A 14766-nucleotide genomic window follows, 5' to 3' on the forward strand; every position below is an offset into this window, starting at 1 on the left:
CACTTCTCGGTAAGTCACCCATTCGGGCGAGACCGCCGCGTCGACGGCGCGGCGTCAGCCACCCGTGCCGAACACCAGCACCAGGTCCTGCTCGCCGATCGACGACACGCCCTTCCGGTGGGCGAAGACCTGCGCCATGTACAGGCGGCCGTCGCGGAAGAGGAACTCGTGGCTGTCGGGCAGGAAGTTGCTCTCCGCCTCCCGCACGTTCTTCTCGGCGGGGTTCTCCAGCAGCTTGGTCGCCTTGAAGCTGCCGCCGTCGATACTGACGACCTGACCGCCCTTGTTGTACGTCGGCGGCTTGTAGGCGAGCAGATTGCTCCCGTCCATGCGCAGCGGCACGAGCGTGGTGTCGTCGCCGGCATCGGCGCGCTGGCCCGTCGGCTTTCCGGTGGTGAGGTCGAAGGCGACGACCGAGTTGGTCTGGCTGAGGCCGGAGGAGCCGTCGTGCTCCGCGGTCGGCAGGTAGAGCTTGCCGTTCCCGACGACGACCCCGTGGCAGTCCTCGACGCGGGTGATGCCCTCGCACTTGCCGGCGTACGTGCTCGACGGCGCGGAGATGTGAGCGAGCAGCTTGCCCGTCTTGCCGTCGATGGAGAAGTAGTCCGACACCTCCGTGCTGTCGCCCACGGCGGCGGCCACCACCAGCGGGTCGGTGGAGACGACGGAGGCTTCGTCGATGCCCGGGTCCATCTTGTACTCGGAGAGCACCTTGCCCGTCTTCGGGTCGAGGGTCTGGATGAGCAGCCGGGCGTTGTCGAAGTCTCCGCAGCTGCGCACCGCGACCAGCTTGGCGCCGCCGCCGTACCCCGCGTCGTAACAGTCGTCGCCCGGCTTCGGCAGCCACAGCGCCTTGCCGGAGTCGATGTCGAACGCGGCACCGCCACTGGTGTCGCCGACCGCGACGGTACGGTGACCGACCGTCACATTCTGGTAACTGACCGGGTAGTCACCGGACTTGACCGACTTCGTCCACAGCTTTGTGCCGGCGTCGAGATCGATCGCGGCGATCTGCGAGCATCCGGCGAAGCTCTTCTTCGTGTCCCACTTGGGCTGGTAGGTGATCGCGGTCCGGCCGTCGGACGTGACCTGCCTGCTGGCCGCGCAGAGCGGGCCGGGCAGCTTGATCGTCCACAGCTTGGTGCCCTTGACCGGGTCGTAACCGACGATCTCGGCGACCCCGCTCTTGGCGTACACCTTGTCGGTCAGCCATGAACCCACGGTGCTCACCACGTCGTCCGTGGTGGGCAGCGGAACCTTGAACAGCACGTCGGCCGCGGGGTCGGCCGGCACCTTCTCCTTGCCGCCCCCCGTGGTCCCGCCGCTGCCGTTCTTGCCGCCGCTGGAGGAGGCGGTGTCGTGCTTCGTGCCGTCGTCCCCGGAGGAGTGGGTGTACCAGATGCCGCCGCCGACGATCAGCGCGATCGCGACGACCGCCGCGACGATGATGAACAGCGCGGTGTTGTTCCGCCCGCCGCCGCCCTGCACCGGCTGCGGCTGCGAATGCATCGGGGCCGGCGGCAGGCCCGGATAGCCGTAACCCGGCTGCGCGGGCTGCGCGTACGGGTTCTGCGGCCGGCCGTAGCCGGCCGGGGGCTGCGGCGCACCGGGGTAGCCGTAACCGGGCTGCGGCGGCTGGGCGGGCGGCGGGACCTGCGGGTAGCCGTAGCCGGGCTGCGGCTGCGGGGGCTGCGCGGGCGGCGGGACCTGCGGCGGGCCGTAGCCGGGCTGCGACTGCGGCTGCGGCTGCTGGGGCTGCGGAGCCGACGCGGCCTGCGGGTAGCCGTAGCCGGGCTGCGGGGGCTGGGGCTGGGGAGGCTGCTGGGGCTGCGGGGCCGGGGGGCCGAAACCGCCCTGCTGCGGGGGCTGGTTCGGGGGCGGAGGGGGCGGCTGGGTCATGGGACGGGTACCTCGGTGAGGCCGAAAGGGCCGGACGGCGAAGGGGATTCGGTCGGGACGGGGACTGAGCCGGGACGGCGGCTCAGTTGCCGAAGGCCATGATCAGCTTCTCCTTCGACTGGTCGCTGCCGGACAGCCGGCCGGTGGAGATGAAGAACCGCCCGTCGGCCCAGTCCACGACACTGTCGAAGAAGGTGTCCTCGATCTCGGCGGTGCCCTGCGGGTTCTGCAGCAGCTTGGTCGTGGTGTGGGAGGAGCCGGTGGCCGGGATCGACACCACCTGGCCGCCCGCGTCGTACGACGGCTGCACATACGCGACGAGCCTGCCGCCCTCGACCCGCAGCGGGTACATCGGCTCGTCCGCCGGGGACTTGGCCCGCCACCGCGCCTTGCCGGTGGAGAGGCTGATGGCGACGATCTCGTTGGCGGTGCTGGTGGCGTCCGTCGGCAGGTACAGCGTCTCGGCGTCCGCGGCGACGCCCTGGCAGCCCTGCAGGTCGCGTTCGAGGATCGCCCAGCCGCAGCGGGGGGCGAACTTCTCGTCGACCTTCACCTCGGAGCGGAACTTGCCGTCCCTGGTGAACGTCGAGATGTTCCAGGCCTTCTTGTCCTGGTTGGTCAGATAGACCACCAGCGGGTCCACGGAGAACGTCCGGGTGACCTGCCAGCCCTTCTTGACCGGCTGGGTCCAGCGCACCTTGCCGGTGGCCGGGTCCAGTTCCTGGATCTCGTCGTGCGCGTTGCTGCCGCCGGCACCGCAGGAGGACACCTGGATCAGCCGGTCGGTGCCGCCCGCGTACGCGGTCGGGAAGCAGGCCGCGCCGTACTTCGTCTTGTCGTACAGCTTCCTGCCGCTGTCGATGTCGTACGCCGTGCCCGACTCGGACCGGCCCACCATCAGCGTCCTGCCGCTCACGGCCAGTTCGACGTTGAGCGTGCTGTCGAACAGCCCGCCGTCGGCGACCTTGGCGCTCCAGCCCTTCTCGCCGGTGCCCAGGTCGATCTGCTGCAGTTGATTGCACTTGGCGTCGTCGCCCGCGCCGCTCATGTACGCCACGACGACCTTGTCGTCGGCCGACTTCTGCGGGGTGACCGCGCAGATCTTCTGCGGGAAGGAGAGGGGACCCCACACGGGCCTGCCGTCGCCGACACCGTAGGCGAAGACCTGCTTGTACGCCGCCTTCACCGCGGCCTTGCCGGTGATCCACATGCCGGGCGCGTCGGCGCCCGAACCGGGGGCGTCCGGTGCCGACTTGTACCAGAGCACCTTCGCCTCTCCGGCCTTGCGGCCCTCGTTGAGGTTCTCCGGGTCGTCACCGCCGCCGCCCGGCGCGCTCGGCGAGCCGGAGGCGGACGGCTTGTCGTCGCTCTGCTGGGCGACCGGCTTCTTCTTGCCGCTGCCGTCGCCGTCGCTCGTGACCGCGTACACCGTGCCGCCGATGACGAGCAGCGCGGCCACCGCGGCACCGATGATCAGCGCGGTCCGCTTCTTCCCGGGCGGGGCACCGGGCGCGCCCGGGTACGGCGGCTGCTGCGGCTGCCCGAACCCGGGCTGGGGCGCCGCCCCGTACGGGCCCGGCTGCTGCGGATAGCCGTAGGGGCCCGGGGCGGGGGCGCCGTACGGGCCCGGCTGCTGCGGATAGCCGTAGCCCGGCTGCGGCGGCTGCGGGGCGGGCGGCTGGGCCGGCGGCGGGGGCGCGGGAGGTACGCCGGGCGCGGCGGGCCCGCCCTGGGGGGCGCCCGGGGTGCCGTACGGAGTGCTCGGGGCGCCGAAACCGCCCGGGGCCGGTGGCGTCTGCGGGGCGCCGAATCCGCCGCCCTGCGGCGGCTGGTCCTGCGGTGCTCCGAATCCGCCCTGCGGCGGCTGGTTGGGCGGCTGGGTCATCAGCGCTCTTCCCCCTCGTTCACTGATTTTTCGCCACGCCCTGAGGTTCTTGACGGACCCTGGGTCGTTACTCAGACGGTTCTCAGACGGCTCTTTCTATCACTCGGTACGGACAGCACACCGGCCCGGATCCGGCGCTGTTCCCAAGGGACGACCGGCCCGTGATGCGGCCGTTACGCGCCTTCACGCCCCCTTCACGCAGCGCACGCAACAGCCCCGCGCGCCGGGGCGGACGCCGGCGCGGTGAGGGGTGCGGGGGGTGAAGAGGGGGTGTGCGGTGCCTGGTTCACGGCCAGGGGGATGCGCGATCAGGCAGCGCGCGGTACCGGGCCGGGCGCCGTGGCCGGCAGCGCACACGACCGGAGCGAGAGCCGCGCTCGGCAGCGCACACGACCAGAGCGAGAGCCGCGCTCGGCGGCGCGCGCCCCCGCCCGCGCGCCGGCCCGCGCGCCGGCCCGCGCGCCGTACCCGCGTCGGCGCCCGCGCCGCCCCGCACCCGCCTCCGTTACGCGTCCTCCGCCAACTCCAGCCAGCGCATCTCCAGTTCCTCGCGCTCGCCGGCAAGGTCGCGCAGCTGGGCGTCCAGGTCGGCGACCTTGGCGAAGTCGGTGGCGTTCTCGGCGATCCGGGCGTGGAGCTTGGACTCCTTCTCGGAGATCCTGTCCAACTGGCGCTCGATCTTCTGGAGTTCCTTCTTGGCGGCGCGCTGGTCGGCGGCGCTCTTCTCCTGCGTGGCCGGCTTGGGTGCCGCGGCGGCGGCCTGCGCGGCGACGGCCTCCTCCATCCGCTGACGGCGCTCCAGGTACTCGTCGATGCCGCGCGGCAGCATCCGCAGGGTGCCGTCGCCGAGGAGGGCGAAGACCCGGTCCGTGGTGCGCTCGACGAAGAAGCGGTCGTGGGAGATGACGATCATCGAGCCGGGCCAGCCGTCGAGGACGTCCTCCAGCTGGGTGAGAGTCTCGATGTCGAGGTCGTTGGTGGGCTCGTCCAGGAAGAGGACGTTGGGCTCGTCCATCAGCAGCCGCAGCAGTTGCAGGCGGCGGCGCTCGCCACCCGACAGGTCACCGACCGGCGTCCACTGCTTCTCCTTGTTGAAGCCGAACGTCTCGCACAGCTGCCCGGCGGTCATCTCGCGCCCCTTGCCGAGGTCGACGCGTTCGCGGACCCGCTGCACGGCCTCCAGGACCCGCCAGGTGGGGTCGAGTTCGGCGACCTCCTGGGACAGGTAGGCGAGCTTGACGGTCCTGCCGACGGCGATACGGCCACCGGCAGGCTGCTCCTCGCCCTCGGTGCGGGCGGCCGCGGCCATGGCGCGCAGCAGGGAGGTCTTGCCGGCGCCGTTCACGCCGACGAGACCGATCCGGTCACCGGGCCCGAGCTGCCAGGTGACGTGCTTGAGCAGCACCTTCGGCCCGGCCTGCACGGTGATGTCCTCGAGGTCGAAGACGGTCTTGCCCAGCCGCGAGGAGGCGAACTTCATCAGCTCCGAGCTGTCCCGGGGCGGCGGCACGTCCGCGATCAGCTCGTTGGCGGCCTCCACGCGAAAGCGCGGCTTGGACGTACGGGCGGGGGCGCCGCGCCGCAGCCAGGCCAGCTCCTTGCGGATCAGGTTCTGCCGCTTGACCTCCTCGGTGGCCGCGATCCGCTCGCGCTCGGCACGCGCGAAGACGTAGTCGGAGTAGCCACCCTCGTACTCGTACACGTCGCCGCGCTGCACGTCCCACATGCGGGTGCAGACCTGGTCCAGGAACCAGCGGTCGTGGGTGACGCACACCAGCGCCGAGCGCCGGTTCTGCAGGTGCTTCGCGAGCCAGGCGATGCCCTCGACGTCGAGGTGGTTGGTGGGCTCGTCGAGGACGATCAGGTCCTGTTCCTCGATGAGCAGCTTGGCGAGCGCGATACGGCGCCGCTCGCCGCCGGAGAGCGGCCCGATGACGGTGTCGAGCCCCTTGGGGAACCCGGGCAGGTCCAGCCCCCCGAACAGCCCGGTCAGTACGTCCCTGACCTTGGCGTTGCCGGCCCACTCGTGGTCGGCCATGTCGCCGATGACCTCGTGGCGGACGGTGGCGGCGGGGTCGAGGGAGTCGTGCTGGGTGAGCACGCCGAGCCGCAGGCCGCCGGAGTGCGTGACGCGTCCGGTGTCGGCCTCCTCCAGCTTGGCGAGCATGCGGATGAGGGTGGTCTTGCCGTCGCCGTTGCGTCCGACGACCCCGATCCGGTCCCCTTCCGACACACCGAGCGAGACGCCGTCCAGCAAGGCACGGGTGCCGTACACCTTGCTGACGTTCTCGACATTGACCAGGTTGACGGCCATTTCACTCCTGTGCGCGGGGTCGGTCAGCCTTCTAGCGTAGGGCCTGCCGGGGTGAAGTCGGGGCGCGAGGAGGTGGTCACTCTTTGTGATGACGTGATCAGGAGGCGGCCGCTACCGTGGAGGGCAGGCAGCAGGTCCCGTCCATGGGAGGAACCATGACCGCCGAGTCCGTAGAGCACCGCGTCCAGTGGCCGGTGCCGCCCCAGGACGGCTACACCGTGGACGACCTGTTCACACTGCCGGATCTCCCGCCGCACACCGAGCTGATCGACGGGAGTCTGGTTTTCGTGAGTCCGCAGCGCCGTTTCCACGCCAGTGTGATCGACCTGCTTGTCCACGGCCTGCGCACGACTCTGCCTGCCGAGCTCAGGGTCAGCCGGGATATGACCGTCGTGCTCGACAACCGCAATGGTCCAGAACCCGATGTGAGCGTCATCCGCGCCGACGCCGTCACGGGTCCGGGTCAGACGAGGTACGAGGCCAGGGACGTACTCCTGGCTATCGAGGTCGTCTCGCCGGACTCGGAGTCCCGTGACCGCACGACCAAGCCCCAGAAGTACGCCGCTGCAGAGATCCCGGACTTCTGGCGCGTCGAGGAGAGCGGGACGAGCGGCAGGCCCGTCATCCATGTCTACGAGCTCGACCCGCTCACCAGGGCATACATCCACACCGGCATGCACCGCGACCGGATCAAGGTCGACAAGCCGTACTCCATCGACATCGACCTGACCGCCATCGACAACCTGTGAGTCCTGCCGTCAGAGAACCGTCGCCCCCGCCACCGGCCCCGCCGCCGTCCGCACCGTGCGGCAGGTGCCGGAGGCCCGGAGAGCTCCCGCCACCTTCTCCGCCGACTCCGCGTCGCGCGTCAGGAAGGCCGTCGTGGGCCCGGAGCCCGAGACCAGCGCGGCGAGCGCACCCGCCCCGCGCCCCGCGTCCAGCGTGTCGGCGAGCTCCGGGAACAGGGACAGCGCCGCGGGCTGAAGATCGTTGGACACGGCCGCGGCCAGCGCCTCCACGTCCCCCTTCGCCAGCGCCTGGAGCAGGTCCGCCGAGGCCACCGGCTCGGGGATCTCCCGCCCCTCGGCCAGCCGGTCGAACTCACGGAAGACCGCCGGGGTCGACAGCCCCCGCTCGGCCATCGCGAACACCCAGCAGAAGGTGCCGCCGACCTCCAGGGCCGTCAGCTGCTCGCCCCGCCCGATGCCGAGAGCGGCGCCCCCGACCAGACTGAAGGGCACATCACTGCCCAACTCGGCGCAGATGGAGAGCAGTTCGGCGCGGGAGGCGCCGGCGTTCCACAGCGTGTTGCAGGCGAGCAGTGCGCCCGCGCCGTCCGCGCTGCCGCCGGCCATGCCGCCGGCGACCGGGATGTCCTTGTCGATGTGGATGTGCACGTCCGGCTCGATGCCCCGGCGCCCGGCGAGCGCGATCGCGGCGCGCGCGGCGAGGTTGGTGCCGTCCAGGGGGACCTGGGCGGCGTCCGGGCCCGCGCAGGTGACGCGGAGCTCGTCGGCCGGGGTGACGGTGACCTCGTCGTACAGGCCGACGGCGAGGAAGACGTTGGCGAGGTCGTGGAACCCGTCGGGGCGCGCGGCGCCGACCGCGAGCTGGACGTTGACCTTGGCCGGTACCCGGACCGTGACGCTCACTCGCCGCTCTCCTCGTGCTCGTGCTCGGTGCTCCGCGCGTCCTTGTGTTCGGCGATCCGCGCGAACTCCTCCACCGTCAGCGACTCGCCGCGGGCCCGGGGCGAGACACCGGCCGCGACCAGGGCGGCCTCGGCGGCGGCGGCGGACCCGGCCCAGCCGGCCAGCGCCGCCCGCAGGGTCTTGCGGCGCTGTGCGAAGGCCGCGTCGACCACGGCGAAGACCTCGGCCCTGGAGGCGGTCGTCTTGATCGGCTCGGCCCGCCGGACGAGGGACACCAGCCCGCTGTCGACGTTCGGCGCGGGCCAGAAGACGTTGCGGCCGATGGCCCCGGCCCGCTTCACCTCGGCGTACCAGTTGGCCTTCACCGACGGCACGCCGTACACCTTCGAGCCGGGCGGGGCGGCGAGCCGGTCGGCGACCTCGGACTGCACCATGACGAGGGTGCGCTCGATGCTGGGGAAGGTGTCGAGCATGTGCAGCAGCACGGGGACGGCGACGTTGTAGGGGAGGTTCGCCACCAGCGCCGTCGGCGGGGGGCCGGGCAGTTCGGTGACGTGCATCGCGTCGGAGTGGACGAGCGCGAACCGGTCGGCGCGCGCCGGCATGCGCGCCCCGATCGTCGTGGGCAGGGCGTCGGCGAGCACGTCGTCGATCTCGACGGCCGTGACCCGGTCGGCGGCCTCCAGCAGCGCGAGCGTGAGGGAGCCGAGCCCCGGGCCGACCTCGACGACCACGTCGTCGGGGCGGACCTCGGCGGTGCGGACGATACGGCGGACCGTGTTCGCGTCGATCACGAAGTTCTGGCCGCGCTGCTTGGTGGGGCGGACACCGAGCGCTGCCGCCAGCTCGCGGATGTCGGCGGGGCCGAGGAGGGCGTCGGGGGTGGGGCTGCTCACGGGACAAGGGTACGGGGGTCTGCCCGGCCGGTTCGCCAGGCTCCTGGTGCCGCGGCCGGGGGTGGGTCCGTCGCCGGGGCCCGCTAACCGTGCAACCGTGCCCCGCAGTGCGGCCAGGGCGTCGCCCCCCGCCGCTTGTACAGCTTCTTCGCGCGCAGGGTCTGTTCCTCCGCCGGGGCGTCCTGGGGGCGGCCGGTGCCGCCGAGGCTGTGCCAGGTGTGGCTGTCGAACTGGTAGAGCCCGCCGTACGTGCCGGAGGGGTCGACCGCGTGCGGGCGGCCGCCGGACTCGCACGCGGCGAGACCGTGCCAGTTCAGGTGGCCGGTGCCGGCCACGGAGGTCGGCAGCGGCTTGGTGCCCACCCGCACGATCTGTTTGCGCGGCTTGCGCACCACCTCGGAGGTCTCCCGGCGCGGCTTCTGGCGGACACCGTTGACGATGCGCAGGAGGTAGGTGTCGCGGCGCAGTCCGGGCCGCCCGGGCTGGGCGACGACCTCGGCGCCCTTGAAGAGGGTGGGGTCCTCCCTGCGCAGGGTCTTGAACGGGATCAGCTCCTCGCGGACCTCCCGGGTGCCGCTGATCCGCAGCACGGTCACGGTCTGTCCGTCGCGGGGGAAGCTGTCCGGCGGGACGGAGGTGGTGTCCTGGCCGTGCAGGCCGATCCCGGCCTCCTGGACGGCCTCGCGGACGGTGGCCGCGTTGGTGCGGATGGTCCGGCTCCGGCCGTCGGCCATGATCGTGACGGCGCGCTCGGTGCGGACGTCGAGTGCGAGCCCGGCGCGTCCGATGGGCTGGGAGCGCGAGGCGGACAGATACGCGCCCTCGGCGCGCACCCCCAGCTCGTCCAGCGCCCCTTCCACGGTGTGCGCGGTCGTCCACACCTCGCGCCGCGTGCCGTCCAGCGTGAGCCGGACGGGGCGCCCGTAGCGCACGGCGACCGCGTCTCCGCTGGCGAGCTCCGCGTCGGGGGCGGGCGCGATCATGTCGTGCGCCCCCACGCGCACGCCCTGCTCGGCGAGCAGATCGTGCACGTCGTCGGCGAAGGTGTGCAGGGTGCGCTGCCTGCCGTCGACGGTCAGCTCGATCGCCTTGTCCTCGGCGACGAACGCGGTGGTGCCGCCGGCGAGGAAGGCCACGACCAGCGCCTGCGGCAGCAGCCGGCGCACGGCGGAATCCGGGCGCTCGACGCAGCGCAGCTTGCGCCGGCGCGCACCCCGCCCACTCACACCGGCGGCCGGCTCGTTCTCCGGCGCGACGTCCTCGTCCCGCGCACTCCCGGCGTCCCGCGCACTCCCGGCGTCCCGCGCGCTCCCGGCGTGGTCCGCCTGCGGGACGCCGCTCACGCCCCGCCGGGGCGGCACCGGCTCGCTGACGAGGTACGCCTGCGCCTCGTAGGCGGGCCGGTAGGTGTCCCGGTGCATCCCGTACGGCAGGGTCTCCGCGGTGTGCACGGAAGTGTCGGGGCCGTACGGGTCGTGCGGCTCATACGGCTCGAACGTCTCGTTCTGCGACTTGCTCACGCCGACACGCTCCAGAGGTGCCAGAGGGGGTCCGGATCGGGCCCACAGAACCTAGCGGAGCGTTCGTCACTCTCCAAAGCGACGCGACTACGTACTGTTGCCCGTCGAGCATGCGCCCAGTACTCGAACAGACGGTCCAGCAGAGCGGCAGGGCTCAGTAGCAGAAGGCCCGGGCGGTGTTGGCGGCGAGGGCCATGGCCAGCGCGTCCTCGTCGATACCGCGCACGGCGGCCATGGCGCGCACCGTGACGGGGATCAGATACGGGGCGTTGGGGCGCCCGCGGTAAGGCGCCGGAGTCAGGAAGGGCGCGTCGGTCTCCACGAGGACCAGCTCCAGCGGGGCGACGGCGAGCGCGTCCCGCAGGTTCTGGGCGTTCTTGAAGGTGACGTTGCCGGCGAAGGACATGAAGTAGCCCTCGCGGGCGCAGATCCGCGCCATCTCTGCGTCGCCGGAGTAGCAGTGGAAGATCGTGCGCTCGGGGGCGCCCTCCTCCTTCAGGACGCGCAGGACGTCGGCGTGCGCGTCCCGGTCGTGGATGACGAGCGCCTTGCCGTGCCGCTTGGCGATCTCGATGTGGGCGCGGAAGGACCGCTCCTGGGCCGCCTTGCCCTCCGGGCCGGTGCGGAAGTAGTCCAGCCCACTCTCTCCGACGCCCCTGACCTGGGGCAGCCCGGCGAGCCGGTCGATCTCGGCGAGAGCGTCGTCGAGCGCCGCGTCCCCGCCCGGCTCGCGAGCGCCCTGCCGCGACCAGCCGTCGGGGTCGCCGTGGACGATGCGCGGGGCCTCGTTGGGGTGGAGGGCGACGGCGGCGTGGACGCCGTCGTGGGCCGCGGCGATCTCGGCCGCCCACTGCGAGCCCTTGATGTCGCAGCCGACCTGGACGACGGTCGTCACCCCCACCGACGCGGCCTTCGCGAGGCCCTCCTCGACCGTGCCGGACTGCATGTCGAGATGGGTGTGCGAGTCGGCGACCGGAACGCGCAGCGGCGCCGGAAGCGGCGGTGCGGCGTTCTTGTCGCCCTTGGAGGTCTGGCCGGCGTTCGAAGGCATGCCCCGATCCTACGAAAGGGGCAAACCCTCAGCGGCCGCCGATCCACTCAGCCGGCCTTGCGCTGGAACGGGTGCAGGAGATCGGACAGGTGCCAGTGGTGCGGCTCCCGGGTCTCCGTGGGCACCCGCGGGGCCTCGACCGGGCCGGCCTGCGGCACGGCGTGGTGCCGCTCGGCGGCGCCGCGCACCGACGAGACCTGACCCGCGCGCATGATCCGCACGACGTGACCGTCGCAGTTCTGGCAGCCGGGCCGGCTCAGCGGCGACGGCACGACCCGGCCGTCCGCCACGTACAGCACGAACTCCTGGCCGTCGGCGTCCGTGTGGTGCTCTATCTCGTACGACTGCTCCCAGCCGTGCCCGCATCGCATGCAGGCGAACGCATACGACTCGTGAACGACGGCTGTGGGCGTGCCGCGCAGGCCGGTCTGCCCTGCGATCTCACTCATGCCGGCTCCTCTTGTCCGCTGGGCAAGCGCCCCGCGACGGGGCGTCTCTTCACCCAGTGGACGCCTTCACCAGCGCGAACGCACCAGGGCTGTCGAGTGTTGGAGGCGATTTGGGTCTTCCTTGCAGAAAAGGCCACGATCGGCCCCGTTTCCCTTTGCCATCGGCGACAGCCCTTTGCCGTCCCATGGCCCGTCCGCTCACAAGAGAAGATCCCTGCTCAGAGGGGTTTCCGCAGCGCCCCATGGGGCGCTGGGAACCGCGCGAGCACACCCCGCACACCCGGGCCGCCAACGGCGCACACCCCCCGAGCCGTCAGGCGAACGAACTCCCGTCACTCACCGGAACGCTTCGCTGCAACGACGGCATCGAAAACGACCCGCTTCGGCACCCCCGCCTCCACGGCCACCGCCGCGATGGCCTCCTTGCGCCGCTCCCCGGCCTCCTCACGCGCGCGTACCCGGCGGACCAGTTCCGCGGCGTCCAGTTCCTCGGGGGCACTCTGCGGCGCCCCCTCGACCACCACGGTGATCTCCCCGCGGACCCCCTGCGCGGCCCATGCGGCCAGCTCGGCCAGCGGGCCGCGCCGTACCTCCTCGTACGTCTTGGTCAGCTCCCGGCACACGGCGGCCCGCCGGTCCGCGCCGAAGACGTCGGCCATGGCGGCGAGGGTGTCGTCGAGCCGGTGCGGGGCCTCGAAGTAGACCAGTGTGCGCCGCTCGGCCGCGACCTCCCGGAGCCGGGACAGGCGCTCGCCGGCCTTGCGCGGCAGGAAGCCCTCGAAGCAGAAGCGGTCGACGGGCAGCCCGGACAGGGCGAGCGCGGTGAGCACCGCGGACGGCCCCGGTACGGCGGTGACCCGGATGTCCTTCTCCACCGCGGCCGCGACCAGCCGGTAGCCCGGGTCGGAGACGGACGGCATCCCGGCGTCGGTCACGAGCAGCACCCGCGCGCCGCCGAGCAGTTCCTCGACCAGCTCCGGCGTCCGGGCGGACTCGTTGCCCTCGAAGTACGACACCACACGGCCCTTGGGCGTGACGCCGAGGGCCTGGGTGAGCCGGCGCAGCCGCCGGGTGTCCTCGGCGGCGACCACGTCGGCGCCGGCGAGCTCCTCGGCCAGCCGGGGCGGCGCGTCCGCGATGTCGCCGATGGGGGTACCTGCCAGGACAAGGGTTCCAGTCACACCCCCATCCTCCCAGCCCCCGCCCACCGCGCGGCCCGCCCCCGCACCCCCGGACGACGATCACATCCCGACTGGTACCCGACCGGTACCCCACATGCACGGGACTCGCACAGAACGGTTCCCTACCATGGCGCGGGTGACCAGTACCGCGTCCTCCATGGACCTCCGGCAGGGCCAGGCACCGCACGACCAGCGGCCGTCGTGGCAGCAGCGGCTGCGCCGATTCGGGTACGTACCGGCCAAGGACGCGCCCTCGGGCGACGTTCGCGACCGGCTGGTGCCCCCGTACGCCGAGCCGGGCCCACGGCTGTGGCAGGTGCTCGGCGTGCCGCCGGTCCTCGCCGAGCGGATCACCCGCTGGTCGGGCTGGGGCGGTCCGCTGCTGGTGACGCTGATGGCGGGCCTGATGCGGTTCTGGAACCTGGGCAGCCCGCGCGCGGTGATATTCGACGAGACGTACTACGCCAAGGACGCCTGGGCGCTCGTCCACCGCGGCTTCGAGGTCAACTGGGACAAGAACGCCAACGACCTGGTGCTGCGGACGCACGGCCATCTCCCGGTCCCGACGGACGCGGCGTACGTCGTGCATCCGCCGGTCGGCAAGTACGTCATCGGGCTCGGTGAGCTGATCTTCGGGTTCGACCCGTTCGGCTGGCGGTTCATGACGGCGCTGCTGGGGACGCTGAGCGTGCTGATGCTGTGCCGGATCGGGCGCCGGATGTTCCGCTCGACGTTCCTCGGCTGCCTGGCGGGCGCGCTGATGGCGGTGGACGGCCTGCACTTCGTGATGAGCCGGACCTCGCTGCTCGACGGTGTGCTGATGTTCTTCGTGGTGGCCGCGTTCGGCTGTCTGGTCATCGACCGGGACCGGTCGCGGGAGAGACTGGCCGCGGCGCTGCCGGTGGACGCCGACGGCCGGGTCCGCCCGGACGAGCGCGTCGCCGACACGTTCCGCTTCGGCCTGCGCCCCTGGCGCTGGGTGGCCGGGCTGATGCTGGGCCTGGCCATCGGCACCAAGTGGAACGGCCTGTACATCCTGATCGCGTTCTGTGTGATGGCAGTGCTGTGGGACGTGGGCGCGCGCAAGACGGCCGGCGCCCGGCACCCGTACGTGGCGGCCCTGAAGTACGACACGGGCATCGCCTTCCTGGCGACGGTCCCGGTGGCGATCGCGGTCTACCTGGCCTCCTGGACCGGCTGGATCCTCTCCCCGGCGGACGGCACCGGCGGCTACTTCCGCAACTGGGCGGCCACCGACGGCAGGGGCGGCAGCTGGACCTTCCTGCCGGACTGGCTGCGCAGCCTGTGGCACTACGAGCACGAGGTGTACAAGTTCCACGTCGGCCTGACCTCCCCGCACACCTACCAGTCCAACCCGTGGAGCTGGATCGTGCTGGGCCGCCCGGTGTCGTACTTCTACGAGTCCCCCAACCCCGGCGCCGACGGCTGCCCGGCGAGCTCGGGCCAGAAGTGCGCCCGCGAGGTGCTGGCGCTCGGCACACCGCTGCTGTGGTGGGCGGCCTGCTTCGCGATCCTGTACGTGCTGTGGCGGTGGGCGCTGCGCCGCGACTGGCGCGCCGGTGCCGTCGCGTGCGGCATCGCGGCGGGCTACCTCCCCTGGTTCCTGTACCAGGAGCGGACGATCTTCCTGTTCTACGCGGTGGTCTTCCTGCCGTTCCTGTGCCTGGCGGTGGCGATGATGATCGGCGCGATCATCGGCCCACCGGACTCCTCCGACACCCGCCGCGTGATCGGCGCGTCGGCGGCGGGCGTCCTGGTGCTGCTGATCGCCTGGAACTTCATCTACTTCTGGCCCCTGTACACCGGCACGGCGATCCCGATCGACTCGTGGCGGTCGCGGATGTGGCTGGACACCTGGGTGTGAGCACGGCTTTCCGACGGGGCCGCGTCCCGTGCGG

The 14766-nt window shown here is 72.1% G+C and carries 11 protein-coding genes; 2 read left to right on the forward strand and 9 right to left on the reverse strand.

The features are described 5' to 3' along the window. Window positions 1-54: 54 nt before the first annotated feature. From ACQPXS_RS21100 to ACQPXS_RS21110, 3 genes are all read right to left on the reverse strand, one after another. Complete coding sequence (locus ACQPXS_RS21100) at window positions 55-1899, reverse strand: PQQ-binding-like beta-propeller repeat protein (protein WP_433450886.1); 1845 nt, start codon at window positions 1897-1899, stop codon at window positions 55-57. Window positions 1900-1981: 82 nt separating this feature from the next. After that, complete coding sequence (locus ACQPXS_RS21105; protein ID WP_433450887.1) at window positions 1982-3784, reverse strand: PQQ-binding-like beta-propeller repeat protein; 1803 nt, start codon at window positions 3782-3784, stop codon at window positions 1982-1984. Between the two features lie 505 nt (window positions 3785-4289). After that, on the reverse strand, window positions 4290-6098 hold the full coding sequence (locus tag ACQPXS_RS21110) for an ABC-F family ATP-binding cassette domain-containing protein (protein ID WP_365330998.1): 1809 nt from the start codon (window positions 6096-6098) through the stop codon (window positions 4290-4292). A gap of 155 nt (window positions 6099-6253) precedes the next feature. On the opposite strand from ACQPXS_RS21110, the gene ACQPXS_RS21115 reads away from it, so the two are divergent. Then, a complete protein-coding gene (locus ACQPXS_RS21115) occupies window positions 6254-6847 on the forward strand; it encodes a Uma2 family endonuclease (RefSeq protein WP_433450888.1) in 594 nt (197 codons plus the stop codon). A 9-nt stretch (window positions 6848-6856) separates the two neighbouring features. Here ACQPXS_RS21115 and ACQPXS_RS21120 read toward each other — a convergent pair whose 3' ends face one another. The 6 genes from ACQPXS_RS21120 to rsmI form a co-directional block, all read right to left on the reverse strand. After that, the gene (locus ACQPXS_RS21120) at window positions 6857-7750 is read right to left on the reverse strand and encodes a 4-(cytidine 5'-diphospho)-2-C-methyl-D-erythritol kinase (RefSeq protein ID WP_433450889.1); all 894 of its coding nucleotides are present in this window, start codon (window positions 7748-7750) and stop codon (window positions 6857-6859) included. After that, window positions 7747-8646: a 16S rRNA (adenine(1518)-N(6)/adenine(1519)-N(6))-dimethyltransferase RsmA gene (gene rsmA / locus ACQPXS_RS21125; RefSeq protein ID WP_433450890.1), complete on the reverse strand. Its 900-nt coding sequence runs from the start codon at window positions 8644-8646 to the stop codon at window positions 7747-7749. The genes ACQPXS_RS21120 and rsmA overlap by 4 nt, the downstream gene beginning before the upstream one ends. Window positions 8647-8729: 83 nt before the next feature. After that, the gene (locus ACQPXS_RS21130) at window positions 8730-10166 is read right to left on the reverse strand and encodes a ubiquitin-like domain-containing protein (RefSeq protein WP_433450891.1); all 1437 of its coding nucleotides are present in this window, start codon (window positions 10164-10166) and stop codon (window positions 8730-8732) included. Window positions 10167-10320: 154 nt separating this feature from the next. Beyond that, the gene (locus ACQPXS_RS21135; RefSeq protein WP_433450892.1) at window positions 10321-11217 is read right to left on the reverse strand and encodes a TatD family hydrolase; all 897 of its coding nucleotides are present in this window, start codon (window positions 11215-11217) and stop codon (window positions 10321-10323) included. A gap of 47 nt (window positions 11218-11264) precedes the next feature. Next, complete coding sequence (locus ACQPXS_RS21140) at window positions 11265-11666, reverse strand: hypothetical protein (protein ID WP_433450893.1); 402 nt, start codon at window positions 11664-11666, stop codon at window positions 11265-11267. 332 nt (window positions 11667-11998) lie between these two features. Then, window positions 11999-12847: a 16S rRNA (cytidine(1402)-2'-O)-methyltransferase gene (rsmI, locus tag ACQPXS_RS21145; RefSeq protein WP_351807309.1), complete on the reverse strand. Its 849-nt coding sequence runs from the start codon at window positions 12845-12847 to the stop codon at window positions 11999-12001. A gap of 136 nt (window positions 12848-12983) precedes the next feature. On the opposite strand from rsmI, the gene ACQPXS_RS21150 reads away from it, so the two are divergent. Then, entirely contained in the window at window positions 12984-14732 is a 1749-nt protein-coding gene (locus ACQPXS_RS21150) for a dolichyl-phosphate-mannose--protein mannosyltransferase (protein ID WP_433450894.1), read from the forward strand. The last annotated feature ends 34 nt before the right edge of the window (window positions 14733-14766 follow it).

The organism is Streptomyces sp. CA-142005 (genome assembly GCF_050942335.1).
Lineage (GTDB): Bacteria > Actinomycetota > Actinomycetes > Streptomycetales > Streptomycetaceae > Streptomyces.

Bases quoted from the DNA above. Each gene is read 5' to 3' on its own strand.
- ACQPXS_RS21100 (WP_433450886.1), bottom strand. From the start codon at position 1,899: ATGACCCAGCCGCCCCCTCCGCCCCCGAACCAGCCCCCGCAGCAGGGC.
- ACQPXS_RS21105 (WP_433450887.1), bottom strand. From the start codon at position 3,784: ATGACCCAGCCGCCCAACCAGCCGCCGCAGGGCGGATTCGGAGCACCG.
- ACQPXS_RS21110 (WP_365330998.1), bottom strand. From the start codon at position 6,098: ATGGCCGTCAACCTGGTCAATGTCGAGAACGTCAGCAAGGTGTACGGC.
- ACQPXS_RS21115 (WP_433450888.1), top strand. From the start codon at position 6,254: ATGACCGCCGAGTCCGTAGAGCACCGCGTCCAGTGGCCGGTGCCGCCC.
- ACQPXS_RS21135 (WP_433450892.1), bottom strand. From the start codon at position 11,217: ATGCCTTCGAACGCCGGCCAGACCTCCAAGGGCGACAAGAACGCCGCA.
- ACQPXS_RS21140 (WP_433450893.1), bottom strand. From the start codon at position 11,666: ATGAGTGAGATCGCAGGGCAGACCGGCCTGCGCGGCACGCCCACAGCC.